This window comes from Floridaenema flaviceps BLCC-F50 (genome assembly GCF_041929275.2).
In the GTDB taxonomy this organism is placed as follows: Bacteria; Cyanobacteriota; Cyanobacteriia; order Cyanobacteriales; family Aerosakkonemataceae; genus Floridanema; species Floridanema flaviceps.
Genome location: NZ_JBHFNR020000002.1, coordinates 1,023,795 through 1,050,375 on the forward strand (window position 1 = coordinate 1,023,795; position 26,581 = coordinate 1,050,375).

General features: G+C 42.2%; 25 protein-coding genes and 1 tRNA gene. 15 read left to right on the plus strand and 11 right to left on the minus strand.

The annotated features are described in order from the left end of the window. Window positions 1–60: 60 nt before the first annotated feature. Window positions 61–4,227: a TIR domain-containing protein gene (locus tag ACE1CI_RS24585; protein WP_413266447.1), complete on the minus strand. Its 4,167-nt coding sequence runs from the start codon at window positions 4,225–4,227 to the stop codon at window positions 61–63. A gap of 153 nt (window positions 4,228–4,380) precedes the next feature. Next, window positions 4,381–4,515, minus strand: a complete 135-nt coding sequence (locus ACE1CI_RS24590; protein ID WP_413266446.1) for a hypothetical protein — start codon at window positions 4,513–4,515, stop codon at window positions 4,381–4,383. Window positions 4,516–5,012: 497 nt separating this feature from the next. Between ACE1CI_RS24590 and ACE1CI_RS24595 the strand changes: the two genes are divergently transcribed. Together ACE1CI_RS24595 and ACE1CI_RS24600 are read left to right on the plus strand one after the other, a co-directional pair. Next, the gene (locus ACE1CI_RS24595; protein WP_413266445.1) at window positions 5,013–5,348 is read left to right on the plus strand and encodes an STAS domain-containing protein; all 336 of its coding nucleotides are present in this window, start codon (window positions 5,013–5,015) and stop codon (window positions 5,346–5,348) included. A 507-nt stretch (window positions 5,349–5,855) separates the two neighbouring features. After that, on the plus strand, window positions 5,856–7,283 hold the full coding sequence (locus ACE1CI_RS24600) for an MFS transporter (RefSeq protein ID WP_413266444.1): 1,428 nt from the start codon (window positions 5,856–5,858) through the stop codon (window positions 7,281–7,283). A 354-nt stretch (window positions 7,284–7,637) separates the two neighbouring features. On the opposite strand, the gene ACE1CI_RS24605 is transcribed toward ACE1CI_RS24600, so the two are convergent. Then, window positions 7,638–7,847, minus strand: coding sequence for a hypothetical protein (locus ACE1CI_RS24605; protein ID WP_496615783.1), 210 nt, complete (start codon window positions 7,845–7,847; stop codon window positions 7,638–7,640). Beyond that, window positions 7,828–8,019, minus strand: a complete 192-nt coding sequence (locus ACE1CI_RS24610) for a hypothetical protein (protein ID WP_413266442.1) — start codon at window positions 8,017–8,019, stop codon at window positions 7,828–7,830. Before ACE1CI_RS24610 ends, ACE1CI_RS24605 begins: the two co-directional genes overlap by 20 nt. 279 nt (window positions 8,020–8,298) lie before the next feature. Between ACE1CI_RS24610 and moaA the strand changes: the two genes are divergently transcribed. Continuing rightward, complete coding sequence (gene moaA / locus ACE1CI_RS24615) at window positions 8,299–9,285, plus strand: GTP 3',8-cyclase MoaA (protein WP_413266441.1); 987 nt, start codon at window positions 8,299–8,301, stop codon at window positions 9,283–9,285. Window positions 9,286–9,368: 83 nt separating this feature from the next. On the opposite strand, the gene rpsD is transcribed toward moaA, so the two are convergent. Beyond that, window positions 9,369–9,977 carry a 30S ribosomal protein S4 gene (gene rpsD / locus ACE1CI_RS24620; RefSeq protein WP_413266440.1) on the minus strand — a complete coding sequence of 203 codons (609 nt, stop codon included), beginning with the start codon at window positions 9,975–9,977 and terminating at the stop codon, window positions 9,369–9,371. Between the two features lie 239 nt (window positions 9,978–10,216). On the opposite strand from rpsD, the gene ACE1CI_RS24625 reads away from it, so the two are divergent. The 4 genes from ACE1CI_RS24625 (at window position 10,217) to ACE1CI_RS24640 (ending at window position 12,485) form a co-directional block, all read left to right on the plus strand. Further along, window positions 10,217–10,819, plus strand: coding sequence for a hypothetical protein (locus ACE1CI_RS24625; protein ID WP_413266439.1), 603 nt, complete (start codon window positions 10,217–10,219; stop codon window positions 10,817–10,819). A 314-nt stretch (window positions 10,820–11,133) separates the two neighbouring features. Continuing rightward, window positions 11,134–11,346, plus strand: coding sequence for a hypothetical protein (locus tag ACE1CI_RS24630; protein WP_413266438.1), 213 nt, complete (start codon window positions 11,134–11,136; stop codon window positions 11,344–11,346). A gap of 291 nt (window positions 11,347–11,637) precedes the next feature. Continuing rightward, entirely contained in the window at window positions 11,638–11,904 is a 267-nt protein-coding gene (locus ACE1CI_RS24635) for a hypothetical protein (protein ID WP_413266437.1), read from the plus strand. 209 nt (window positions 11,905–12,113) lie between these two features. Next, window positions 12,114–12,485 carry a hypothetical protein gene (locus ACE1CI_RS24640; RefSeq protein ID WP_413266436.1) on the plus strand — a complete coding sequence of 124 codons (372 nt, stop codon included), beginning with the start codon at window positions 12,114–12,116 and terminating at the stop codon, window positions 12,483–12,485. A 173-nt stretch (window positions 12,486–12,658) separates the two neighbouring features. Here ACE1CI_RS24640 and ACE1CI_RS24645 read toward each other — a convergent pair whose 3' ends face one another. After that, window positions 12,659–13,312: a VOC family protein gene (locus tag ACE1CI_RS24645; protein WP_413266435.1), complete on the minus strand. Its 654-nt coding sequence runs from the start codon at window positions 13,310–13,312 to the stop codon at window positions 12,659–12,661. 65 nt (window positions 13,313–13,377) lie between these two features. After that, window positions 13,378–14,151 carry a class II aldolase/adducin family protein gene (locus tag ACE1CI_RS24650; protein ID WP_413266434.1) on the minus strand — a complete coding sequence of 258 codons (774 nt, stop codon included), beginning with the start codon at window positions 14,149–14,151 and terminating at the stop codon, window positions 13,378–13,380. Window positions 14,152–14,449: 298 nt separating this feature from the next. On the opposite strand from ACE1CI_RS24650, the gene ACE1CI_RS24655 reads away from it, so the two are divergent. From ACE1CI_RS24655 to ACE1CI_RS24665, 3 genes are all read left to right on the plus strand, one after another. Next, window positions 14,450–15,499: a YegS/Rv2252/BmrU family lipid kinase gene (locus tag ACE1CI_RS24655; RefSeq protein ID WP_459564120.1), complete on the plus strand. Its 1,050-nt coding sequence runs from the start codon at window positions 14,450–14,452 to the stop codon at window positions 15,497–15,499. A 40-nt stretch (window positions 15,500–15,539) separates the two neighbouring features. Further along, window positions 15,540–17,264, plus strand: coding sequence for an ABC transporter ATP-binding protein (locus tag ACE1CI_RS24660; protein ID WP_413266432.1), 1,725 nt, complete (start codon window positions 15,540–15,542; stop codon window positions 17,262–17,264). A gap of 384 nt (window positions 17,265–17,648) precedes the next feature. Beyond that, on the plus strand, window positions 17,649–19,577 hold the full coding sequence (locus ACE1CI_RS24665) for an alpha-amylase family glycosyl hydrolase (protein ID WP_413266431.1): 1,929 nt from the start codon (window positions 17,649–17,651) through the stop codon (window positions 19,575–19,577). Window positions 19,578–19,800: 223 nt separating this feature from the next. On the opposite strand, the gene ACE1CI_RS24670 is transcribed toward ACE1CI_RS24665, so the two are convergent. Continuing rightward, the gene (locus ACE1CI_RS24670; RefSeq protein ID WP_413266430.1) at window positions 19,801–20,163 is read right to left on the minus strand and encodes an SH3 domain-containing protein; all 363 of its coding nucleotides are present in this window, start codon (window positions 20,161–20,163) and stop codon (window positions 19,801–19,803) included. Window positions 20,164–20,305: 142 nt separating this feature from the next. Between ACE1CI_RS24670 and ACE1CI_RS24675 the strand changes: the two genes are divergently transcribed. Next, window positions 20,306–20,752, plus strand: a complete 447-nt coding sequence (locus ACE1CI_RS24675; RefSeq protein WP_413266429.1) for a DUF29 domain-containing protein — start codon at window positions 20,306–20,308, stop codon at window positions 20,750–20,752. Window positions 20,753–20,889: 137 nt separating this feature from the next. Here ACE1CI_RS24675 and rnhA read toward each other — a convergent pair whose 3' ends face one another. Further along, window positions 20,890–21,744 (minus strand): ribonuclease HI, encoded by an 855-nt coding sequence (gene rnhA / locus ACE1CI_RS24680; RefSeq protein ID WP_413266428.1) that lies wholly within the window; start codon window positions 21,742–21,744, stop codon window positions 20,890–20,892. A 194-nt stretch (window positions 21,745–21,938) separates the two neighbouring features. Between rnhA and ACE1CI_RS24685 the strand changes: the two genes are divergently transcribed. Next, entirely contained in the window at window positions 21,939–22,418 is a 480-nt protein-coding gene (locus ACE1CI_RS24685; protein WP_413266427.1) for a GNAT family N-acetyltransferase, read from the plus strand. A gap of 51 nt (window positions 22,419–22,469) precedes the next feature. On the opposite strand, the gene ACE1CI_RS24690 is transcribed toward ACE1CI_RS24685, so the two are convergent. Further along, window positions 22,470–22,541 (minus strand) — tRNA-Cys (locus tag ACE1CI_RS24690). Between the two features lie 355 nt (window positions 22,542–22,896). Here ACE1CI_RS24690 and ACE1CI_RS24695 point away from each other — a divergent pair. The 3 genes from ACE1CI_RS24695 (at window position 22,897) to ACE1CI_RS24705 (ending at window position 25,337) form a co-directional block, all read left to right on the plus strand. After that, window positions 22,897–23,253 (plus strand): slr0373 family blue light stress response protein, encoded by a 357-nt coding sequence (locus tag ACE1CI_RS24695; RefSeq protein ID WP_413266426.1) that lies wholly within the window; start codon window positions 22,897–22,899, stop codon window positions 23,251–23,253. A 96-nt stretch (window positions 23,254–23,349) separates the two neighbouring features. Continuing rightward, window positions 23,350–24,876, plus strand: a complete 1,527-nt coding sequence (ycf46, locus tag ACE1CI_RS24700) for a stress-responsive protein Ycf46 (RefSeq protein WP_413266425.1) — start codon at window positions 23,350–23,352, stop codon at window positions 24,874–24,876. A 107-nt stretch (window positions 24,877–24,983) separates the two neighbouring features. Next, window positions 24,984–25,337 (plus strand): DUF1257 domain-containing protein, encoded by a 354-nt coding sequence (locus ACE1CI_RS24705; RefSeq protein WP_413266424.1) that lies wholly within the window; start codon window positions 24,984–24,986, stop codon window positions 25,335–25,337. Window positions 25,338–25,515: 178 nt separating this feature from the next. Here ACE1CI_RS24705 and aroF read toward each other — a convergent pair whose 3' ends face one another. Continuing rightward, window positions 25,516–26,574, minus strand: coding sequence for a 3-deoxy-7-phosphoheptulonate synthase (gene aroF / locus ACE1CI_RS24710; RefSeq protein ID WP_413266423.1), 1,059 nt, complete (start codon window positions 26,572–26,574; stop codon window positions 25,516–25,518). Window positions 26,575–26,581: the final 7 nt, after the last annotated feature.

Below are 26,581 nucleotides of genomic sequence, written 5' to 3' on the forward strand. Positions count from 1 at the left end.
GCCAGCCAATTATTTGGATATAATTGGCTGGCAGCGTTTACAGATAATCAATTCAATCACTTATTTAGTGGAACTAATGTTATTGCATATCTGGCGAGTTTTATCGTCTAAATCTGGACTCGTCCGTAGATAATCACCCAGCAAATTACACGCCTCAACCTCTAGCTTATCTGACTGTTGAATTGTATCTAAATTCCACACTATCACCGTTTGATCGCTGCTAGCTGAGGCGAAGGTTTGATTATCTGCACTGAAAGCGAGATCGTTAACCCCATCGTTATGAACGTAAAAAGGAATTGGTGGTCTGCTGCCATCTAGAGTCTGGAGCAAGATAGTTTGATCGGCACTTGCTGAGGCTATCATCTTACCATCAGGGCTAAAAGTCACAGCATTTACTGACTCATCGCGTTTCTGAGAGTCCACAAAGATTAGTTTAATCCCATCGAGTTTCCAGCGTTTAATCAAGTTGTCTACACTACCTGAGACAATCTGTTTCCCATCAGGACTAAACGACAGATAGTTAATCGTACCTTTATGGGCGGTCATACTTGAGAGCAACACACCGTCCCGATTCCAGAGCTTGATAGTATTATCCGCACTTCCGGTAACAATCAGTTTACCATCTGGGCTAAAGGCAACACTTTTCACTCTATCGGTATGTCCTTTGAGGACTTTTACCCCTTGACCATCTCGCCGCCAAAGTTTAACAGTACCGTCGTCGCTTGCTGAGGCAATCTCTTTACCATCTGGGCTAAATAACACCCGATTTACCTTGTCATTGTCAATGAAAGGTTTTTGTACCCGAATGCCATTGCGATTCCAGAGGGTGATTTTCCTGTCTCGACCCCCTGTGACAATCATTTGACCATCCGGGCTAAACGATACATCATTAACTTTGTCAGTTTGCTCAATGGTCGCTTGCAATCTCCCATCTGGCGACCACAGTTTTACAGTATTGTCGTAACTGGCAGAAGCAATTAACTGGTTTTTCTTGTCCTTGTCAGGACTGTAAGCAACTGCGGTTACGGCTTTTTGATGCCCATAGAGGATCTTCAAGAAGGGTGTGTCACGTCTCCAGAGTCTCAGCGTGTTGTCTTCGCTGGCGGAAATAATTGTATTCCCATCTGGACTAAACACTACATCTCTGACTCGATCGCCATGTCCGAGCAAAGTTAACAACACATCGCCATTCAGGTTCCACAGTTTGATAGTTCGATCGCCACTACCAGAGACAATCGTTTGACTATCTGGACTGAAAGCCACTGCCGTTACTGAGTCGCGGTTTCCAGTGAAGGTTTTCAGCAACGTGCCATCTGTTTTCCACAGTTTAATGGTGTTGTCATCACTAGCGGAAGCAATCAGCTGACCATTGGGACTCAAAGCGATCGCGTTCAATTCATTCGTGTGTCCAGTCAAGGTTTTGAGTAAAGTACCATCTGTGCTCCACAGTTTCACTGTTCGATCGTTACTGCCTGACGCAATCACTTTACTATCTGGGCTGAAAGCGACAGCTTTTACCTGATCGGTGTGTCCTGTCAAGGTTTTGAGTAGAACACCATCTGAATTCCACAGTTTCACTGTTCCATCATTACTAGCGGAAGCAATCAGCTTACCGTCAGGGCTGAAAGCGACAGCTTCCACCGATTTAGCGTGTCCTGCTAAGGTTTTCAGTAAAGTGCCATCTGGCTGCCACAGTTTGATCGTGTTGTCTACACTCGCTGAAGCAATCAGTTTCCCATCAGGGCTAAAAGCTAGGTGATTGACTGAACCTTTATGGTCTGTGAGACTTTTCAGGAGTTTGCCATCCTGACTCCAGAGATTTATCGTATTATCTTCACCACCAGAAGCGATCGTTTTCCCATCGGGGCTGACGGCAACAGCCAGCACTGCTGCTTTATGTCCAGAAAGGAGGTTTTTTTGTCTCCCCGCAAAAACTGCTTGCTGAAGTACGCCCTCAACATCTTGTTTCAGTTCAGGACTTGCCCCGGAAATTTGTTGTAGTACTCGCTTTGCCTTGAGTGCTTCTACCAGGGCATCTAATTTTTTATTGGCAGCAAACAGGGCATCCGAATTGTCCGCCAAGGCATCAGCTGTGGCTATCTTTGCCTCACGCTCTTTTTTGGTGGCTTCATTAAACAGAAAGAAAGACACTACTCCCAAGATGGTAGCAATGACAAAACCTACACTCACCGCGCCAAGGAACATTTTTTGCCGTCTGGCGCTTTTTTTCTCTTCTATCAGTCTGGCTTCGGCTTCTTTGGTCTTTTCTTGCTGTAAGCGCAGCAGTTCAGCTTGTCGCCGCTTTTCAGCTTCCTCGGCAGCGAGGATCGCTTTTTGACTTTCCTCTATATATGTTTGCTGTAAGGCGGTAGGTGGAGGTTGTTTGTTTTCTTCTAATGCAGTTTGCAACCAATTTTGGGCAATGACAAATTCACTCCCTCGCAGTAGCAAGTCGTCATTTTTGCCTTTTTCCTCCCACTCCATTGCCCGCTGCGACCATTTGGTGTGACTGCGGACGTGCTCGCGATCGGTATCCAGGGTTCTGATCAGTTCGCCAAATGTAGCGGCATCAGCAGTCTTCTGACTAAAGTCGATCCACTGAATTTTGGCTAATTCTGGATGCAACTGGGCTGGGTTCACTGGTTGGTAAAGTACTGTCACAAACCGTTTGTTCAGCTTGGCAGCATATTCCACTTCATCCGCACAGTAGGGGGAATTTATCGATCGAGGTGAGACAATGAATAAAAAGTTGTCGGAAATTTCAATCCCCCGATAAATTTCCTGCTGAAAGTCTGTACCCGAAGCAATGCTTTCCTGGTCAAACCAAGTGGTTTTCCCTTGCATCTGCAACGCATCATTCAGCCTGCGGGCAAACTCCGAGTCAGAGCGGGAGTAGGAAACAAACACATCTAACGAGGTTACAGGTGGTTGCCGCTGACTTTCGGTAATAAATTCTTCTATTAATGGTATCGGCGGATGTAGCGCTCTCTTGTTTGCTATCTTTAACCATGCTTCCGCACTGCGTAAGTTATATCCTCTCAGGAGTATACTTTGGTTATCATTTTGCTGCTTCCACTTCAGCGCTTTCGTCAACAGAATTTTATACTCGTTGTAGTAAGCTTCATCCTGATGCAGAATCTTCAATAGTTGGCTTTCATCAAGTTTGTAATCGTTTTCTTTTACATTGTCCGTTAGGTTAATATACTGTAAATAACGTAAGGTATCTGGGAGCTCTTCTGGTGGAGTTTCTTTTACCAACACTGGGATGATCCGCTTGTTGAGGGAAAGAGCATAGTTGAGTTCCTGCACAGAAAATTCTGACTTTAATGCCTCTGGTGATAGCAGATAGACAACATTATCAGCTTGTTCAATGCCGCGCCGAATGGCTTTATCATAAGCTTCTCCGGTTTGGATGTCGGTGGTATTTGTCCAGACTGTAATGCTCTCACGCCTTAAACTGTTGCGAATTTTCTCCATCACCTCTTTATCTTGGTGGGCGTAGGCGAGGAACACCTGAGTCATCAGGTTTTGACCGTTCTTAATACTTTCGGTGATGTACTCGCAATGTAAGTCGGTGGGGGTGCAGGGCGCTTGTTCTCCCTTGAAGCGGACTTTTAACCATTCTTCTGCCTGCTGGCGTTCTTCCCCTACTAGCAAGTAACGCGACTGTTTCTGATTTCTCTCCCAGTCTAAGGCTTTGGCTAAAAAGAAGCTATGTTTTTCTACATAATCTTTGTGCCTTGCTAAAATACTTAGCAGTCCTACCAGTGACTTATCAAAATCATCAATGCCTTCACGGAAATAGACCCAGTTAATTTTGCCAATTTCTGGGTGCATATTGGTAAAACTCGAATGTAGTCCCTTAGCTTGATAAGCTTCCCAGTCGGCATCTGTTCCTTGAGGGTAGCGCTCCTGCCAGGTGTCACGACTAATCTTTTCGACGTGCAGCAAGGGGATAATCCGCTTGTGGCGCTTGAGGGCGAGTTCGATTTCTTTGCCACAATAGGGGGAGTTGACTGAATGGGGGGCGATGATGTATAGAAAGTTATGCGCCTTTTCAATACCATCATCAATTTGATTTTGAAAGTCTACACCCAGCGGGATATCATTTTGGTCAAACCAGACTTTTAACTCTTGTTCTACCAATCGAGAATGCAGTTTTGTCGCAAAAGCTTTACTATCGGCTCGACCGTAGGAGATGAAAGCATCACAAAAATTATTATTCATTACTCTCTGTTGAGGTTGATATAGATAGAATAATTACCCTGATATTGCTCATGATATTCATTATTAGGGTAGATGCACTATCAAAAACGATAAAGAATTTCTTACTAAGGTTAAAAAATTAACCCCTTAGATAGATGTAATTTTAAATTTGTCTTAATTGAAACGATACCACATAATAATTATGTAAATCAAGATGATTTCAGGAATGCCCCATCGGTTGCGGCGATCGCTATTGTTACGGAAGGCGATCGCAAAGGGGCTATATTTCTCACTCCGGCTACTTTGCAATCAGGTTACGATCGCGAATAAATTGGAAAAAGCAAAACATTCTCCTGGTTACAAATACCTAAAACTCAGCTTTGATGGTATGCGGCTATCGTTCTGGCGCTCAGACAGTTGGGTTAGGGTAGGAGACAGAGAAATTTATGCGGTTATCTGTACAGACGTTAGATACAAGCTCTCTACTAAAAGATGCAACTGAAAGTTCCGTTTTAGGTTGGTAGGCTTGTTTGCGTTGGGCTGCGATCGGATCACAAGCTGGCAAACATATTAGGTCAGCACTTTTATCCCTCATACCAGCGATCGCTCTCTATATCAATTGAGTGTACCTTTGCTAACTCTAAATGCCCATCATTGTGATTCAAAACACAGGTCTATTGTGATTAAAAAGCAACCCATAAAAGTTATTTTAGTTCACGCTGTATAGTAGAAGGAATAATAAGCTGTTTTTTTACGAGGCATAAATTTTACCTTTGATTCGTTCTGCGTACTCATTGGAGATTCCCATGCAACCTCTCATGGACTTGATCCCCAACTTCTCTCACTCAGGCAACAGCTGGGAAGAAAAACGCCCTCGTACTGTTGTTCTCAGACCTAATGGTTGTCTTGATAGTGTGAGTAGTCCAACTTTCACTAAGGCTCTCGAACAAGCTCTAGAGCTAACTACTGATACTGTAGTTATAGATCTTTTATGGGTAGATTTTGTGGAAGCTGAGGGAATTTCTTGCTTAATTGCAGGCTTGAAACAAGCCTCTGCTTTAGGTAAAACTCTCTCTTTGCGATTTATGGATGTAACGACGCAAGCAGCAGTTGAAGCTGCGTACAATCGTCAGTGCGTCTAAAGTTTTTCTCCCCTAAATAACCACTACACCTGAGCTTTTAACTAGTAATCAATTTCACCTCATCTACTTTTAAGTAGGTGAGGCTGATTGTTTATAGCTGGAAAAACTCTGCTTCATACTTAAGTTTTTTCCTGAGAGTATGTCAAAAATAGAGCTATTGTGGGTTGCCTAATCTGGTAAAAGTGGTTAATATTGTTTCCGGTCAATGGCTCACCTTTGTGGTTAAGTAGATAACGAGTAATAAAAAAATTGATAGAGCGAGTTAATATATTGAAGTCAGAAGGGAATACTCTAAATTAGAAACCTATTTGGGTAATTATGCTTTGACCAAAAAACTGCTTAAGGTGATAGACAACTATCTAAAGATGAGATTTAAATCTCGCAAGTTTAAACAATTCTTATTCCTGTAGCGTGCTGTCAGCTGAGCAGCTTGATGTTTATTGTTCAGTTATTACCAACCTGAGAGCCAATTCTACAGGATTTTATTTAACAAGCATGAGGAAATAAGTGGTTGCCAATTCCAATTTATTGAGTCCGGTAGAGAGCGAAGTAATTACCGAGAGTCAGATGGTACCAGAAATGGTAATAACACCAACGACTCCGGCTAAGTTTACTAAAGAAGAAATTCGGACAAGTTTAAAAGCATCTACCTGCGATGGGATTTTTGCTGCAATCTTTTCGAGCATTACTGGTGGAGTTTTGTTGAGTAATTTGCTGCTACAATTGGGTGCTACTCCAACACAAATTGGGATGTTGTCTTCAGTTCCGATGGTGGTAAATTTACTACAACCTTTGGGAGCATATCTTTCTGGATTCACTACTAGTCGTCAACGGTATGGTTTCTGGGTGTTTGGGATTTCCCGATCGCTGTGGTTAATTTTAGCGATCGCTATTGCCTTCCCCAAGGTAAACAATACTATTAATTACAATTTGGTTCAATTGACACTGGTAATCGTTTTTGCCAGTAATTTATTAGGCGCATTTGGATCTGCTTCTTGGTTAAGCTGGATGGCGAAGTTAGTTCCCGAAAAATTGCGAGGTAGATATTTTGGGATTCGCAATAGTGCTGCTAGTTTTGTGACACTAATTGGTGTCCCATTAATCAGTATAATAATATCAGCTTGGCCGGGAGGAATGCTACAAGGCTATAGTTTACTAATCTTTTTGGCTGTGATTTGTGGCTCGATCAGCTTAATCTGTCAAAAGTTTATGGCTGATGTTAACCCAAAAGTAGAATTAATCACGGTGGCTGAGTCATTAGAAGAGAAAGATAACCAATCTTTGATTAGCAATTTTCAATCTTTAATTTCCCATAATTTTTTCAGATTCTTACTTTATTTCGGTTTTTGGGCTTTTGCTATTAATATCAGCAATCCCTTTTTCAATCTTTACCTGTTGGACAACTTAAATATCAATGTTACTTGGGTAACGGTGTATAACAGCTTGTCTGCTGGAGCGAATTTACTCATGTTAGTTTTCTGGGGAAGACTAGCAGACAAAATTGGCAATCGCCCTCTGTTAATTTTGCTGGGAGTTGTAGCGGCGTTAATACCTTTACTTTGGTTGGGAACTGGTTATAATCCGCTTTGTCTGTGGGTGGGATTGCCACTTTTACATTTATTCAGTGGTGGAGTTTGGGCGGCGATCGATCTATGCAGCAATAATATCCAAATGAGTATAGCACCTCGTCACAATCAAGCTACTTATTTTGCGATCGCTTCTGCCGTCGCCGGAATCTGTGGCGCTTTCGGGGCAACAGTCGGCGGTTTTCTAGCCGAACAACCAATTTTTGGCGGTTTACCTGGTTTGTTTGCCCTAACTAGCGGATTGCGATTATTAGCTTTACTTCCCTTGGTGCTAGTTTGGGAACAACGCAGTCACTCTTTAAGAGCAATGCTGCAAAGTTGGCGAATGCAGTCAAAAGTGGTTGGTTGAGAAAAGAGATTATGGCTTAAAACCTAGATTTCTTTTTTGCTACCCGTTCCGCTCAGATGAAGTACCCACCGCTACTAAAGTTGAGCGGTGGGTTTTTGTCGCTTCATCTCCCAAACTTATTCAATATTTAAGTAGGTGTTGATGTAGACGACTTTCTAGGACGACCGCCTTTTTTTCCATTTTCTCTGGCAGCAACTGCTTTAGTAACAGAGGTCTTTTTGCCACCTTTTCTTCCTAGTTCAGCCATCCAAGCTTTTGTTCCCAAAATTCCTGATACAAGCCCAGGAATGCTATAGTCAACATCTAAATCTTCCCAGTGAACACTATCGCCGCGTCCAGATAAATGAACGTTTTCTAATTCTTTAGGTGATGCTTCCCCAGCCCCTCAATTAACTTGGGGCTTAACCCAACATAATCACCATTGGTTAGTGTGATGACGATTTTATCTTCAGATTGGTTGTATACAACTGACTTAGCACGAGGTTCGACTAAAGATGCTTGAATCCAAGCATCTTTAGCTTTAGCAATTTGTGCGTCTATTTTCTCATCCGTCAGTTCCTTCATCGTCCATTTCTTTTTTGTCATGTATACTTCTCCATTTCTCTAGTAATAAATCTTGATTATTAGCAATCAAGAGCAATGCTTCTTTTATGAATTTAGTTTCAATATCTGGATCGACCATTATAATCTCAGGAGCGTTTTCATTATCCCCTAAGTTTATTTTTATGTTCGGCATAGGCGTATTTTTGGTTTATTGACAGTAGTTGTTGTATAAACATTTGTTTTCTCCAAAATTGTTGCTGTAAGGGGCTACATCCGTATTATAACCAAAAGGCTTGGGTTTTGTGTGCTGTCTAGGAAAACGGCTTTCCCGTACTTGAGGTGAGAAGAAAACCTAATAAATGGTTGGGAAAGCCTGCCATATAAGCCTTACAAAGAAAAAAATCTCATTAGTAACCACTTCCCTCTCGCCTTCGTACACTAGATGTAGTCCTATTGGAAATCCCACAGGCGAATGAACCAAGTTGATTATTTGCGGATTAGTTTAATCGATCGCTGCAATTTTCGTTGTCAGTACTGTATGCCGGAAGGTGCGGAACTGGACTATATTTTGCAACAACAATTACTTACTTATGAGGAACTGCTGACGCTGATTGAGGAAGTGTTCATTCCTGTAGGGTTTACTCGTTTCCGGTTGACTGGGGGTGAACCTTTGTTGCGTCCAAGGGTGGTGGAGTTGGTGGGGGCGATCGCATCTCTACCCCAAACTCAAGATCTATCAATGACAACCAACGGATTTTTACTCGCACCCTTGGCGCAAAGTCTCTATGATGCAGGTCTACGGCGAATTAATATTAGTTTGGATTCTCTCAATCCTGAGACTTTTGACAAAATTATTGGTAATCGAGGACGTTCTCGCTGGGAACAAGTTTGGCAAGGTATTCAAGCTGCTTACCAGGTTGGTTTTAATCCCCTCAAACTTAATGTGGTGGTGATTCCGGGGGTAAATGACCAAGAGGTTTTAGATTTAGCTGCTTTGTCGATCGACCGGGAATGGCACGTCCGGTTTATTGAGTTTATGCCGATCGGGAATTCTGATTTGTTTGGCGATCGCGGTTGGGTGGCTTCCCAAGAGTTGCGCCAACAGATTCGCTTACGTTGGGGCTTGACAGAATCGCAAGTGCGTGGTAATGGCCCTGCTGATGTATTTAAAATTCCGGGATCTAAGGGAACGCTGGGGTTTATCAGTCAGATGTCGGAGTGTTTTTGCGATCGGTGTAACCGAATGCGGCTTTCTGCTGATGGTTGGTTGCGCCCTTGTCTGTTGAATGAAACCGGAGAAATCGACTTAAAAACCGCCCTCCGCAATGGTGTTAACCTTGCCCAATTAAGAGAGCGAGTCCGAGAATTACTAACAATTAAACCAGAGATTAACTTTAAAGAACGTAACTCTGGAACCACAGGCGTTTATACGCGCACTATGTCACAAATTGGCGGCTGAGACAATTTTAGATTTCAGATTTTAGATTTTAGATTTTAGATTTTAACTGCAATCCAAAATCTAAAATCCTAAATCTAAAATCCTTAAGCTTGCCGTGAGTAGTACTCAACAACCAGTAGTTCGTTAATCTGTAGCGCTACCCATTCCCGCTCAACCACGCCGTTAACTTTACCAACCATCTTAGTTTTGTCGAATTCTAGATGGCTTGGTAAGTTAGCCAAACCGGGATATTGCAGGTTTGCTTGCGCTAACTGACGAGAATTGTCCCGGTCTCTAACGCTAATTACTTCACCTGGTTTGCACTGATAGCTAGCGATCGTAACTTTCCGACCATTAACTGTAATGTGACCATGATTTACCATTTGTCTAGCTGCTGGAATGGTAGGAGCCAAACCCAAACGGAAAACAGTGTTGTCTAAACGCATTTCTAGTAATTGCAGCAACACTTGTCCGGTGGAACCAGTGGCGCGACGAGCTTTCCGCACATAACGCAGGAGTTGCCTTTCCGACACACCATAGTTAAAGCGCAGTTTTTGTTTTTCTTCTAAACGAATCGCATATTCAGAACGTTTCTTCCGGTTTGCACCGTGTTGCCCTGGAGGGCTGGTTTTTCTCGCTGACTTACGAGTTAAGCCGGGGAGGTCTCCCAGGCGACGAACCACTCTGAGGCGTGGGCCTCTGTATCGCGACATCTCGCTTCCTCTCTAGTATCCAGATCAAATTTTACCCAGAATTTCTAGTATATAGTTAAATTAACAATTTGTTTAACTGGGCGCTTATAAATTTTACCGTAATTTACCAACAAAACGGAGATCGAGTTTCTGTTGATTTGAGTTTCTTTGCACATAGGGGAAAAAAGATTGTCAATTCCTTGCAGACTAACTATAGTTCTGTATGTTTCCAAGTACCTATATTTTTTACTAGAACTAGCATGAGAATGCTGTTTCGTTCTTTTGCCCCTTCTTGGGCTACCCTGTTGTTGTTGACGGTTGCCATTCCCAGTGAATCTCTGGCGGTGGAATCGAATGCGTTTGATTATGATTTCAAGGTTTGTGGACAAGAGTTGGCGCGTGCGGGTATTCCGGCATCTGTGGCAGCAGACTCCTGTTCCGCCACACTTTATCCCAGAGATTTAACCACTTGCGTTTTAACTATTTACAAGCAAACGGATATTTCTCCTGGTGCTGCGCTGGCTACTTGTAGACAAGTGCGACGACCTCGCGATTTAGGTAATTGTGTGGTTAATATCAGTGTGAATACTCGCGGGGGTAATCCAGGCGCAATTTTGGATAATTGCCGTCGTAGTTTGTTACCAGTGCGTTTTGGTAAGTGTGTTGTGGGTTTAGTTCAGTCGTTAAATTTGGCGGTGAGTGGGGTGATGGCAGATTGCATTGATGGTAGCGATCGCCCACAGGATTTCTACCCACCGGGAAGATTTCCGTTGCGAGAAGCACCCCCGCAGCAACCATTGATTGTTCCCATCCCAACTAATCCCGTACTACCACCACCATCCCCAATTCCTCCGCTGCAATAACCAAATTTTGACTTGTTGATTCTCCGTCTCCATTTTTGGGACGGCTTTTTTATTCGCATATTTACTCCTTGGTAGTGGGTAGTGCGATTCCTACTACCTACTACCTATTACCAACCGCCATCTTTATAACTAGGAATTGTGAGTTATTAACCTTAGTGATATGTATCACAGTTTCAGGTTCATTTCGCTCACAGTGAAAAATTGTTTTTTCTCACCATCTTTAATTTCCATTAATCACATTTATTACTCGGTTGAATCACCCTGAAGCTTATTTTTTTGGAGGATATTATAACTATCGAGTTCAAGTGTCGATCATGCAAGTCCAACTCCTCCCCAATGCTATTTCTGAGTTATACGCTCAAGTCAGTAATTCTGGACAAGTTACTTTGGCCGATCGCTATGGATTAATGGCAGCTGTATTAGATGAATCTTTGGATGAAGAAGAAAGAATGGCTGTAAATCGGATTATTCGTGCCATATACAGGAAAAAGTTAGCGGTTGTAGATGAAATTTCTAGTACTTATTAGTGATTTCTACGGGTTGAAGTCGCTCTAAATTAATGATTATTAGTTGTACCTGTATTAGATATTTAAATAGCTACTTCCTAATTAGCTATTCCTATGACAAACTAAAGATATACAATCTCTCTCCGCCTGTCTAGTTAGTGACTAGCACAGGTTTTTTTAGTGTTTATAAGGATTGGGGTAGACACTTTAGTACTTTTGTACTATAATATAGTGAAGTTGATTCATTAAGCCGACCTTTTCTAGGAACTGGCTAATGAAAAATGTTGTAGAGCATGGATGCGGGTTTTGTTTATGAATAAGCATTATATTCTCAATCTCAATCCTCACGCGAAGCAGGAGTGGGATCGTTGTACCTTGAGAGATCCGCTAACAGCTAAGCGTCCAGATTTGGCTAAATTAATTGCAGAAGCGGTGGGAGGAAAACCAGGTTCTTACTTAGTTTCTGTGCAGATTGAAGTTGAAGTTTTGGATAAAGCAGGTTTGCCACAATCTGAGCAATTAACTCTTAGTTTGCCGGAAATTTCTGTTAATTCTCATCCACAGGAATTGGTTGCTTAGTGTAAAACGGCAGAAGGGGGAGAGTTTGACCAGGGTTTACAGATCGACCAGATTTCTTAATTAAAATCCTGCTCCAGAATGTAAATCAATAAATCCTGCTCCAGTTTTGAGTTAATTAATTTCCCCTTGTTCTCCTGCCACGCTGCACTAGATTAGTTGTTGCTAGTTATGTAATTTTTGCTGGCTACTGTTTGAGAGGATAAGTTTTAATGCTCAAGCTGAGTGATTATCCGGTAGCGATCGCTAGAACTAACCAAGCGATCGTCGAATTAGACTATGAATTGTCTGCGTTACGTCAAGTAATTTCTGCTTTTGAAGGCAAAGCAGAGATGATAGTTGCAACTGATTCTAACCTAAAAAATGATAGCCAACGGAAAGCCCGAAGATTTGAATTACTCGAAGTTAATCAAGAATACCAAAAAGCTCAAGAACTCTCAGCAAAATTAGCAACCGAAAAAAGTAATGCTGTTGCTCATTTAGAATATCTGAGAAATCAGTTTAGTGTCGCTAAACTAGAAGCGAGGTTGATGATTGCCCAACAACTTTCTGGGTTAGAATCACGAGAATTTGCAGGTTTTTAAATACTAATTAAGTTTCTCCTTTGGGTGGTGGTAGGGCTTTTCGTCCTACTTTTTTTTGCATCTGCAAAAGTAGAGACGTTGTATACAACGTCTCTACAATATTGTCTCGTTACCAGGTTCAACCTGGTAACGAAAAACAGAGGCTCTGCCTCAAGGTGTCAGATCTCAGTCTACTAAACCTTAGTTTCCGACATCCTAAGTCCGCCGATATTTTGGCAGAAGAAAGTGGCTTGATTTTCGGGACTGCGGTTAATTAGTTCGATGATTTGTCCGGCAGAATTTCTTAAGAACCATTGTGTGAGAGAGTCACCCATTACAGGTTCTAAAGATAAGGGAATAAAGCCTTTTTCTTGCCAATTTAAAGCTGCTGTTTGCAGGTCATCAACTTTAATGGCTACGTGATGCACAGCTGCTATTCCTCGTTCTTGGATAAAGCGATCGGTGCGATCGCCTTCCGCGTGCGGTGCTTGTAAAACAACTAAACCACCGGAAGGCATTAATATGGTTTCTAAATGTATCCACAAATCATCGGTCAGACTATAATTTTGGGGACAGAATTCCAAGGGGAAAACTCCTGGCCCTTCGACAATTTTACCTTGGAATTTAGCCAAAGCAGCGGCGTAATTTTCCAAGCTGGTGAAGTCAGGGAAACTGACAACTAAATGGTCTACTTCTACTGCTTCGCCATAAATTTTAGTCTGAAAAGACCACTGAGCAAAAAATTCTGCCGTGGCATAACCGGGTTTAAATTCCAGTAAGCCTGATTTTTCCCAAAAAGGTGATTCCCCAGGGGAAAATTTTCCTTTGCTAGTCTCTAGTTGTTTCATGGTTTTCGCTAGTGTTAATTTGCGATCGAATGGTGCGTTACTAACGCACCCTACGAATAGGGAAATTAATCGAGTAAGTCTGGTTGTTCTTGTACAATCAGGTCGTAAAGTGGTTGGAAACTAAACCAACCCATGCGATGTGACCCAACTTGTTTAGCGGTTAAACTGGCATATTCCGGTTCTATCAAGATTGGTTTGCCAGCGGCTTCTGCCATTAGTTGTACTTGACAAGAACGCTCCATTGTGATGAACCACCAGGCTGCTTCATCTATAGTATGACCTACTGTGAGCAGTCCGTGATTGCGGAGGATGAGGGCTTTGCGATCGCCTAACGTCCCAGCAATTCTTCGCGCCTCCTCAATTTCCAGCACTACCCCGGTATAGTCATCGAATAAACCGTGATCTCCGTAAAACGAACAAGCATCCTGAGTCAAAGGATCGAGGAGACGACCTAAACTAGACCAAGCTTTGCCGTAAGTGGAATGGGCATGGGCGGCAGCTACCACATCTGGGCGGGCGGCGTGGACTTGGGAATGAATAGCGAAAGCCGCTTCGTTGACGGGTTTATTTCCGGCAATAACTTCGCCTCGGTGGTTAACTAAAATCAAGTCGCTGGCGCGAATTAGCCGAAAGTGCATTCCAAAAGGGTTAACCCAAAAATGATGCGGGTTTTCCGGGTCGCGGGCAGTAATGTGTCCGGCGATACCTTCACTGAAGCCGAATTTGGCGAACAGACGAAAAGCGGCTGCAAGACGTTGTTTGCGGTACAAACGTTCTGCTTCAAATGATGTAAATGTGGGCGGTTGAGGGATAACTTTGGGAACTCTAACATTAACCATAAGTTTGCTTTTTTTTGGGTACAGTAGAAACGTTTCATGAAACGTCTGTACTTAGTTTAACTAGGTGATTTTTATTTTTCCAAGTAGGCGAATTAAAAGCTAAATACCTCTTGGGTAATAACTTCCAGAAATTTTTGATGGGGTACTATTGGTAAACAGATTGACAATTAAAAAATTTGTCAGAATTGGAATTAGAGGAAGTGATTAATTTATTTGCATCACACCAATGTGTTAATCAATTTCAGACAATATCCACAACTATCGAAAGATATATTTTAAGCCTCAACTACCACTTATGATGTCAAAAAACAATTTAATTGAAACAGAGAACCTTCAACAAACACGAAAATATACTTCCGCTTGCCTGATTTTCAATCCTGTTTCAGGCAGAGGAAACAATGAAAGAGACTTAGAATTAATTAAGTCAATTTTAGAGCCAGAATTACAGTTAGATATTCAGTTAACTAGCGAAGAAGTAAGTGCTACACAGTTGGCGCGTGAAGCTTTGGAAGGCGATGCAGAATTAGTAATTGCATCTGGTGGTGATGGCACTGTTTCTGCTGTGGCTGCTGCTTTAATTAATAGTAATGTACCGTTAGCTGTAATTCCTCGTGGCACGGCAAATGCTTTTGCTGTGAGTATGGGAATTCCTACGAATATTGAAGCTGCTTGTCAGGCAATCTTGGAAGGAGAAACCAGAGTAATTAGTACTGCGCTTTGTAATGGGCAACCAATGTTACTTTTGGCAGGTATTGGTTTGGAGGCAGAAACTATTGCTAAAGCAGACAGGACAGCTAAAAATAGATTAGGAATTTTGGCTTATATTCTAGCAGCAATTAATCAATTAAGAGATTTAAAATCTTTTGATGCTCGCTTAGAAAGGGAAGATGAAGTTATTAGTTTTTCGGCTGTGGGAGTGACGGTTGCTAATGTTGCGCCGCCTACTTCTATTTTGGCTCAAGGGCCTGCTAGTTTGATTCCTGATGATGAGTTTTTGGATGTAACAATTTTTGCTCCGGTAAGTATGCTAAATGCGATCGCAGCATCCTACCATTTGTTACAAACTGCTTTTAGCGGTACGCCAACAGAACGCAACGATATTGGTTATTTGCGAGTGAAAAAAGCCTTAATTGATACTGACCCCCCGCAAAAAGTTGTGGTGGATGGGGAAGTGATTGGAACTACGCCTGTGTTTGTGGAAGCAATTCCGAACAGTTTAATTGTGATGATACCGCAGAGTCAAGCCGCTGCACCCGTTGAGAAGTTGGATGGATTACCCGATCTAACTATAGAGCCAAAAGAAAATCACAATTTGTCCAATAGTGACAGCGAGTACCCGGAAAGCTGATAACCTAAAGTTCAGCAGGCTATTTTTTGGAAGTTTGAGATTGAAAAAGCGTTCTAATTACGAGTTACTGATTCCTTATATTGTTCCTGAGTGGAAAACGATCGCACTAGCGTTAGCTTGCACTCTAGCATTTACCATATTTTGGCCGATTTTGGCGAGTTTGGCTGGTCAGTTTGCCAAATATATTGGTGAGGGTAATTTGGGAGCGATCGCCCAACTCGCGGGTGTTGGTGCGATAATTTTCTTAATTAGGGGAATAGTGCAGTATGGTCAAAATGCTTTAATGGCGAAAGCTGCATTAAAGATTTCTCTGAAATTACGCAGACAAGTTTACGCGCATTTACAACATTTGAATCTCGATTTCTTTGAAACAGCGAAAACCGGAGATTTATCTTATCGGTTAACGGAAGATATCGATCGAATTGGCGAAGTAATAAATAAATTCTTTCATGAATTCGTTCCCTGCATTTTGCAGTTAATCGTCGTTTTAGGTTACATGATTTGGTTGAATTGGCAGTTAACTTTAGCTGCTTTAATTGTAGCGCCTTTAATGGCAATTTTAATCGCTTGGTTTGGGGAAAAAATGCTGTATTTTTCCCGGCGCAGTCAAACCAGAATTTCTAATTTATCTGCATTACTAACGGAAGTTTTTAGCGGTATTCGTTTGGTGCAAGCTTTTAGCGCTCAAGATTATGAAATCAAACGGTTTTCTGTAGAAGCAGAACAGCATAGAATTGCTCGATATCGATCGGAACAAATTAGAGCACTACAGTTTTTTATTGTGGGTGTTTTACAGGGAATTAGCGTATTAATTCTATTTTTGTTAGGTGGTTGGCAAATTTCCCAAGGAAATTTAACTGGCCCAGGTTTTGTAAGTTATATAGCTGCGGTAGCAATGCTAATCGATCCGATATCTTTTAGTACCACTAATTACAACCAATTTAAACAAACAGAAGCATCTGTGGAGCGCATTTTTGAACTGATGGCAATTCAACCATCAATTGTGGAAAATCAACAAGCTATTAAGTTATTTTCTACTCGTGGCAAGGTGGAATATCAGGATGTTTCTTTTGCATATTTGGCAGATAAACCAGTTTTACAAAACCTCAGTTTAACTGCTAAACCGGGAGAAATGATTGCTTTAGTTGGTACTTCCGGCGCGGGAAAAACTACTTTAATAAATTTGCTGTTGCGCTTTTACGATCCTCAAGGAGGACAGATTTCTATTGATACCATTGATATCCAAAAGGTAACATTAAAAAGTTTGCGTCGGCAAATCGGACTTGTTCCCCAAGATATTGTTTTATTTTCAGGAAACATTGCAGAAAACATTGCTTATGGACACAATGAATTTGATATGAATGCGGTAAGAAAAGCCGCAGAAATTGCCAATGCTCATGAGTTTATTATTAAGTTACCACAAGGTTATCAAACTTGGGTAGGGGAACGAGGTGTTAATTTATCTGGGGGACAAAGACAAAGAATTGCGATCGCACGCGCCGTATTTAATAATCCCAGAATTTTGATTTTAGATGAAGCAACCTCGGCGTTAGATTCGGAATCAGAAGCTTTGGTACAGGAAGCATTGGAAAGGGTAATGCGCGATCGAACTGTATTTGTCATCGCTCACAGATTAGCCACTGTACGCCGTGCAACCAGAATTTTAGTATTAGAAAATGGGGAAATAGTCGAATCAGGAACTCACGAAGAATTACTCAAAAAAGGCGGACGTTATGCAGGCTTTTACGCCCAACAATTTCAGTAATTGATTAACTTTCATGTTAAGTTAATGCTAATTGGCTGAGACGTTCTAGTATGCTAAGAACAGCGTACAATTCATTCCCCGGATTACGAAATTAAGTAACGTAAGTCTATATCTTTAGCTGAAATTGTTTGTACTATTTTGGATTTTGAAAGTTAAACTAATAATTCCCCATCCCTTCACTTACTAGCTTCTACCCATCGATAGATATACAAAAGCAGACTCTACTGATTAAAGTCTAATATATAGCAATCCTATTTGAGTAAGAAATTCTTTCTGATCTCTCTGTGACCTCTGCACCTGGAGCGGTTCAAAAAAATCGAGAGTTCATAAATCAAATATGACTGCTACATTATTTTGTCACAAACTTAACTAAAAAACATAACTATGGTCGCCACTCCGCCGCCCAAATCTACTTCGCAACAGTACGAAGTAACAGACGCACCTGCAAAAGTTGCTGAATTAGTATCCCAACAAAAACCGGATACAGAAATTGATTTAGAGTTCCTTTATACGCGAGATATTGAGTTTCGCCAAGAGACAATTTATTTTCTTGTTGTAGACCGTTTTTTTGATGGAGATCCTGAAAATAGCGAAGGGCCAAATCCCGAATTATACGATCCTGAAGCGAAAGATTGGGGTAAATATTGGGGTGGAGATTTACAAGGAATAATTGACAAACTCGATTATTTAAAAAACTTGGGAGTCACAGCAATTTGGTTAACTCCTTTGTTTGAACAAGTCGAAGATTTATTTGTCGAACAAGCAGCAATTCACGGTTATTGGACGAAGGATTTTAAACGTTTAAATCCCCGGTTTATTCGCCAAGGAGAAAACCCATCGCTTAACCAAACCCAAGAGACTAGAGATACAACTTTCGATCGCTTAATTGCCGAAATGCACAAGCGAAACATGAAGTTAATTCTCGACATTGTTTGCAATCATAGCAACCCAGATTTTAGCGGTAAAAAAGGCGAATTGTACGACGATGGAGTAAAAATTGCTGACTTTAACGATGATAAAAATAACTGGTATCACCATTATGGCCCAGTTACTAATTGGGAAGACGAATGGCAAGTGCAAAACTGCGAACTTTCCGGTTTAGCTACTTTCAACGAGAACAATATTGATTATCGCAATTACATTAAATCTGCGATCAAACAGTGGTTAGATCGAGGTGTAGATGCCTTGCGGGTTGACACTGTTAAACACATGCCGATCTGGTTTTGGCAAGAATTTAATGCTGATATTCAAAGACATAGACCAGATGTTTTCATTTTCGGAGAATGGATTTATAGTAGTCCGTTTGACGATCGATCCGTAGAATTTGCCAACGAGTCGGGAATGTCAATTCTGGACTTTGGACTTTGTGTAGCAATTCGCCAAGCATTAGGAAAAGGCGCAGAGGGAGGATTCCATGAAATTCAGAATATTTTTGACCTAGATCATCGATATAAAAGTGCCAATGAATTGGTAACATTTATTGATAATCACGATATGCCACGCTTTCAAAGTTTCAATCCCGATCCTGAAATGTTAAAAGTGGCAATTTCTTTAGTCATGACTTGTCGCGGTATTCCTTGCATTTATTACGGTACAGAACAATATTTGCATGATGATACTAATGGCGGTAACGATCCCTATAATCGCCCAATGATGAATAATTGGGATACAGAATCAGAACTTTACCGTTATATTCGGTTACTTTCTGGTTTGCGACGCTTAAATCCTGCTGTTTCAATGGGTGGACAATGGCAGCGATTCATCACACCTGATGTATATTGTTACGTGCGAAAATATCGGGATTCAATTTGTTTTGTTGCCTTAAATCGTGGCGCAGCAACCACAGTTCCCGAAGTACTAACAGACTTACCTGATGGCGAACATACTTGCGTTGTCACTCGTCGCAAATTCCAAGTTGTCGAAGGTAAATTAATCGATTTACCCTTAGAAACGCGAGATGTAATTGTTATCAGTCACGTTGGCGAAAGAGTGAAAGCTCAAACAATTATTCGCGCCCAACTTAACGGCGTAAATACTCAACCAGGTGAAAGAATTGTAGTAATTGGTGATTGTCCCGAATTAGGAAATTGGGATATCGCTAAAGGTTATCCCTTGGAATACATCAATACTAATACTTGGTTTGGCGAAATTCCTTTCGATGAAAGTGCTGGCAGATTGATTAGTTACAAGTATGTATTGTTGCGCGAAGGTCAATCTCCTTTGCGGGAAAATTTAGTTTGTCGGCGTTGGGTAGTTGCTAGCGAAGGAACTGTGAAATGGCGTGATATGTGGGCGAGTGGAAGGGAATCTTAGCCCACAGATCCCCGACTTCTTCAAGAAGTCGGGGATCTAATACCAATTCTCTGTGAAGATGCGCTTAATACAGCTTGATGAACCCAAGCACCATAAGGGATGAGAGGCAAAAATTAATTGCATTGTTACAGAGAAATGGTATAAATTCATATCATATTGCAAAACAATGTAGAGACGTTATATATAACGTCTCTACATTATTGATAATCAAACGGGCATGATATCAATCATTAATTTGAGAACATTTCATTCGCAATAAATCTTCCTGAATCCATCCCGAAAACCCACTTTTTGGGAAGCCAACTCGATACCAACCGTACCCCTGTCTGTCTTTTTTGTAATCAATATCTGGCGGAATTACTGTTAGTATATAAACGCGATCGCCAACAAAGCCATAACCATTACTGGGGTAATTCGTTCCTGGCCCTTGACGCAGAGTAATGCGAGTATTCTTATCTATAGCAGTCAGTGTTGCTTCACATTGCGATCGTTGATTACCAAAGTTATGCTGACTCAAAACTTTAATTGATGTTGAGAGTATTAGAGTACTGACAATAGCAGCAATTCCAATCTCATTAATTTTCATAGTGATGATTTATATAACAAGGGTTTTCCCGGAACTCTATTAATAGTTTACCAGTAAAAAAGCTATGCTAGTGTAGTAGGTAAGAGCCAAATCTAGTTAACGGTTCCGGTTTCTCTCGCATAACAACCTAAAGGGCGGAAACATGAGTGTTATTGACTTAAAAACTCTCTATGAAACTGACGATTTAGAGTGGTTGTCAGCCACTATAGAATTACTAAAAAATCGTCAATTTAATGCTTTGGATGTAGAGAATTTAATTGAGGAGTTAGAGTATTTGGGCAGGAGTGAAAAAAGCAAAGTATTTAGTAAATTAAAAAATATAGTTGCACATTTGTTACTGCTGCAATATTGGGAGAGCGAAAGAGAATATAATGCTAATGGATGGAGAGAAGAGATTTATAATTGGCGCGATGAATTAGATCGGGAGCTTACTACAAACCTACGAAACTATTTAGAAGAAAATTTAGATTTAGTTTATGAGCGTGCAGTTGGGTCTGTAAAAAGGAAAACTGGATATTCTGTTAACTTCCCTGAAATGCGTCCTAGTGATTATACTCTTGAAAACTTACTTGATTTTGATTGGGAATGATTGATTTTGTGTACATTCCAAAGTGAAATTGCAGAAAAAATCCGCAATTTCACTTCTTTAAATCTAGTGCAGTGCAGCAGAAACGATCGAGCAGTTGAAACAGGTAAAAAGCCATAAAAGCCTTCTGCCTTCTCGCACTAGTCTACCCGTTCTAATTGCCAGAGAATTTGATTACCCTCTCGCCGGACTCGCGACACTACCCAGTTACGCCACACCCAGTTGTCTCCGCGACTAGTGACGGCGCTGGTATGAATATCCATTAAATCTGCTAATTCAGAACTGGTGATTAGGTAGCCTTTGGCGGCAATATCATCAGCAATATGCAGAACTTCTACTAAATTACGTAATTGCGTCACCCTAGCTTCACTAGACAAACTATTCAAAGTTTCAGCCGAAGAAGAAATAGTCGCATCAGTCATAGCTATTTTGAATGTAGAAAGGTCAGAGCGTACTTCACTGGATTGTAACGTTATGTAACCAGATTGGACTGTTGTTTCCGAACTAAATGTCTCTAATGTTGGCAGTTGTTTGAGTGTTTGCGGGCGACTAAGAGAAAAGTTCCGGGCTATTTCGTCGCAGCGTTCATTACCCACGTTACCAGCATGACCTGGAACATACTGCCAGTTAATTTTGCCTGAGTTTAGTTTATCGAGTGTTTCCCAAAGGTCTTGATTGAGGACAGCTTTACCTTGAGCGGTTTTCCAGCCTTTGTTTTTCCAACCTTTCACCCAGATGGTAATCCCTTTTTTCACGTATTCACTATCAGTGTAGAGAGTGACGGGTTCTTTTTGTCCTGTTTTACTCAGGAATTCTAAGGCTGCGATCGCAGCTTGTAATTCCATCCGATTATTAGTAGTGAGAGCTTCTGCGCCCCCCATTTCGTAAACGGAGTCATCTGCAAAATAAACTACCACACCCCAACCGCCAGGGCCAGGATTTCCGCTACAGGCTCCATCAGTGTATATGCTTTTGATTTGAGGAAAGGAAGACATCAAAATTTTGTGTAATTCTCTTCTATGCGATCGCTATTTGAGCATACCTAAAAACTGAGAATTGTTTTCCTCAAGCTGGTGCGATCGCACTAGTTACAAGTATCTCAGGAATTTATTATTCAGGCGATGGGAAATTCTAATGTTGGTGCTTGAATATATGGAAGCAAATGTACAAGCCTTAACTGTAACTCGCGATGATTCGTTTGACCACGCCCGATGACACGAACGCATTACTTGCTTTGGCAGAAGCGACAGGACTTTTCGAGTCCAACCAAATTGAAGAACTCGCTCAAATGCTCAATCAGCATTTGGGTGACAAAGCAGACAGCGAAGGTGTATGGTTTACCGATTACGATCGTGAGCCAGTGGGTGTTGCCTACGTTGCACCAGAACGAATGACCGAGGGGACATGGAATCTCTATCTAATCGCTATTCATCCCAACTGGCAAAGGCAGGGACGCGGAGCCGTTTTGTTAGGTCACGTCGAGCAAATGCTGGCCCAAAATGGTGAGCGTATTCTACTAGTGGAAACCTCTGGGCTGGAGGAATTTGAATACGTTCGTGCATTTTACCGAAAGAACGGTTATGAAGAGGAAGCGAGGATTCGAGAATTTTACAAAGCGGGAGAGGACAAAATCATTTTCCGCAAGGTACTGAGAAGTGTTGTTGTATAACAATCCCAATGTACCGGAACAAAGTTAAGTAATTGGTAAGTTACTTTTAAAAGGCGGCACCCAGATTCGAACTGGGGGATGAAGGTTTTGCAGACCTCTGCCTTACCACTTGGCTATGCCGCCGTCTTTCAGAATTACCATCTTATCAAACTACTATTTCTTTAGCAACTCTATTAAACCTGGAGCGGGATTTATGGATTTACATAATGAGTAGGATTAATCAAGAGGATTAATCAAGAAATCTGGTAAATCTGTAAATCCCGATCGCTCTTTCCCAACCCTTTCTCAATCACACTTAAGGACTATATGGAATCTATCTTCTGGCTGTTGAACTACCTCGTAACCATACCAGCTAATCAAATGATTGTGAACAAATGTAACAATATTGCTGTCATAGCAGCTTGATGTCTTGACATCCCGAAAATCAAGCGATAGTCTGATACACATACCCGGGTAGAACAACTGAAATGAGTCAATTATGCAAGACAAACAAAAGGTTACGTTGTATCTTTCACCAGAGCTGCACCGTCAACTCAAAATAAAAGCCGCTATTGACTCAGAACCGATGTCAGCGATTGCTGAAAGAGCTATTATCTTCTACCTGGACAATCCAGAGATTGTGGGAGAAATAGAAGCAGCTTACGGGCAAACGCATCGGGTTTACAGTTGTCCGGAGTGTACGGGTTCGCTGGTTATGAAACAAGGGGAATTAGCTTCCCTGAAAAAGCAGCCAGGTATATTGCCAGAAGAGCAGCTTTCATCGGTTGAGAAGGTAACGGTGACGGAATCTACTCAACAGGGAGAGGCCGAAGAATTAGTTCCCTTGCTAAAGTAGCTAAATAAGTAAGCAACTGATATAGCAGGAAATGAAAACTCTGGTACTGTCTGTATCGTCTCTTTAATTCGGTTGATATAAGTAGGTCGTGGCGAAATGAAAGAAGAGCTCAGCATCCTAGTACAAGCTCAATATCCTCTGATCTATCTCGTAACCTCCGAGGAAGAGCGGGCAGAGCAGGCGATTTCGACAATCGCGCAGATGAGACCCCAAAGAAGGGTGTTTGTGTGGACAGTAACGCAGGGTATGGTCGAATATGGACAGCCACGTAGCGTGCAACACAATACAGTCTCACCCCAAGCGGCGATTGAGTGGGCAATGAATCGGCAGCAGCGAGACCCCCAGCGAGATTCTAGTATTTTCATCTTCAAAGATCTGCATCCGTTTTTCACCGATCCACAGACAATCAGATGGTTGCGGGATGCGATCGCCAGCTTTAAGGGCACTCAGAAATCGATCATCCTGATGTCCCCGGTGCAGACGATTCCACTCGAGCTGGAAAAGGAAGTTGTAGTTCTAGACTTCGCGCTACCGGACATGGCAGAACTGAATCAGGTATTAACCCAGCAGCTAGAGCAAGGTGGACGGGGAAGAAAGGTAAGTACGGAAGGCAGAGAAAAGCTATTACGTGCAGCCTTGGGTCTGACTAAAGACGAAGCCGAAAAAGTTTACCGCAAAGCTCAAGTTACAGCAGGTCGCCTGACCGAAGCCGAAGTTGACATCGTACTCTCTGAGAAAAAGCAAATTATCCGCCGCAACGGGATTCTGGAGTATATCGAAGAAGATGAAACGATCGATGCGGTAGGCGGCTTAGAAGAACTGAAGAAATGGCTGATGCAGCGCTCTAATGCTTTCACCGAGAGAGCGAGAGAGTATGGTTTACCCCAACCAAAAGGGATGTTAATTCTGGGTGTACCCGGTTGTGGAAAGTCCCTAATCGCTAAGACTACCTCTCGTCTTTGGGGTTTGCCACTATTGCGCCTAGACATGGGTAGAGTGTACGACGGCTCAATGGTAGGGCGATCGGAAGCCAATCTCAGGAACGCTTTAAAGACCGCAGAATCGGTTTCTCCAGCCATTCTATTTATTGATGAATTAGACAAAGCTTTCGCCGGAAGTGCGGGTTCTGCTGATTCAGATGGTGGTACTTCTAGTCGGATTTTTGGTTCGTTCCTCACTTGGATGCAAGAGAAAAGTTCTCCAGTCTTTGTGATGGCAACAGCAAACCGAGTAGAAAGATTACCGGGAGAGTTTTTAAGAAAGGGACGTTTTGACGAGATTTTCTTTGTAGACCTGCCAAATGCAGAGGAACGTCAAGAGATTTTCAAAATTCACCTCACCAAACGCCGTCGAGAAGTCGCACGCTTTGACCTCGATCAGTTGGCAAAAGTTTCCGATGGTTTTTCCGGTGCGGAAATTGAGCAAGCGCTAGTCGCTGCAATGTATGAAGCGTTTGCCCAAGACAGAGAATTCACGCAGTTGGACATTATCGCCGCAATTAAGGCTACGCAACCCTTATCTCGGACTATGACTGAACAAGTTACAGCCTTGAGAGATTGGGCGAGACAGCGTGCCAGACCAGCTGCCGCCTCCGTTGCTGAATATCAGCGAATGGAGTTTTAAAAGCTTTCTCCTGCTCCCAACAGGAGGAAAGGCTAGCTTAAGCTAGCAGTTTCTGACCAAAAACAAAATGTTGTTGTTTGTTTCTAGTTTCTCTAGGAGGAATCCCAATGTCTCACTTTAGCACACTGCGTACCAAAATCACCGACGCTGAAATCCTGAAAACTTCTTTGCGCGACCTGGGCATCTCTGTTAAGAGCAATGCAGATGTTCGTGGTTACAATGGACAGCGTGTTCGTGCTGACTTGGTTGCAGTTCTCGAAGGCGAATATGACCTTGGTTGGTCTCGCAACAGCGATGGTACCTTTGACCTGATTGCTGACCTGTGGGGCGTTGCTAAGAAGCACAACCAAACCGAACTAATCAATTCTATCAACCAAAAATATGCTGTGAACAAGACCTTGGCTGAAGTTAAGCAACGTGGTTTGCAAAACGCCAACGTCAAACTAGTAGTGCAAAAATAATTGCTCTGCGCGTTCCCAAGCTCACGGGTTAACTGCTGATGTTAGCCCGTTTCTCTACTCAACAGCCTATCGGATAGATGGAATTATATTGTGGATTAAAAAGGCCAGCGAAAAGCTGGCCTTTCTCGTTAAGGTACGTTGTTGCGCTTTAGCGAAGACAGCGCAACAACGTACTTTATTAAGCTACAGCGGCAACAGCTTGAGGCCAACGACCCATTGCTTTGCCAACAACGGAGAGTTCTTGCATTAAAGAATCAAAACGATCGGGCGTGAGAGATTGTGGCCCATCGGATAAAGCTTTGGCGGGGTTGGGGTGAACTTCAATCATTAGGGAGTCAGCACCGATCGCGATCGCAGCTTTCGCCGTATCCGGTACATAAGCCGCCCAACCAGTACCATGACTGGGATCGACCATAATTGGTAAGTGAGATAACTTCCTCAACACTGGCACCACTGCCAAATCTAAAGTATTGCGGGTGTATTGACGATCGAAAGTCCGAATCCCTCTTTCGCAAAGAATCACATTCGGATTACCAGCGGCTAACACATACTCAGCTGCCATTAACCAATCTTCAACGGTAGCTGACATTCCCCGTTTCAACAATACTGGTTTTTCTTGAGCCCCCACTTTCTTGAGTAAAGAGAAGTTTTGCATATTGCGGGCACCAATTTGGATCACATCAGCCACTTCTGCGATGATGTCTAGTTCCGCAGCATCCATGACTTCAGTAATGATCCCTAAACCAGTTTCTTTTCTAGCAAGTGCCAATAATTCTAAAGCACTTTCCCCGTGACCTTGGAAAGCATAAGGAGAAGTCCGAGGTTTATAAGCACCACCCCGGAGAAACTGCGCCCCAGCAGCTTTAACTCGCCGTGCAGTTTCAACAATCATTTCTTCATTTTCTACCGAGCAAGGCCCAGCCACCACTACCAAAGGATGCTGCAACCCAAAGTAAACAACACCATTGGGAGTTGATACTGGTACTTCACTAGCCTCTCCGTGACGGTACTCGATACTAGCCCGTTTGAAAGGTTGTTCTACCCGCAGGACTTGTTCAATCCAAGGGCTGAGTTCCTGCATTTGTAAAGGGTCTAGGTCAGCTGTATCACCAACTAAACCAATTACTACCTTATGCTTACCAAAAATTGGTTCTGGTGTCAGTCCCGATTTGCGTAATTCTTCACTAATGCGGGCAATTTCACCTTCTGGTGAGCCGACTTTCATTACTACGATCATTTGAAAA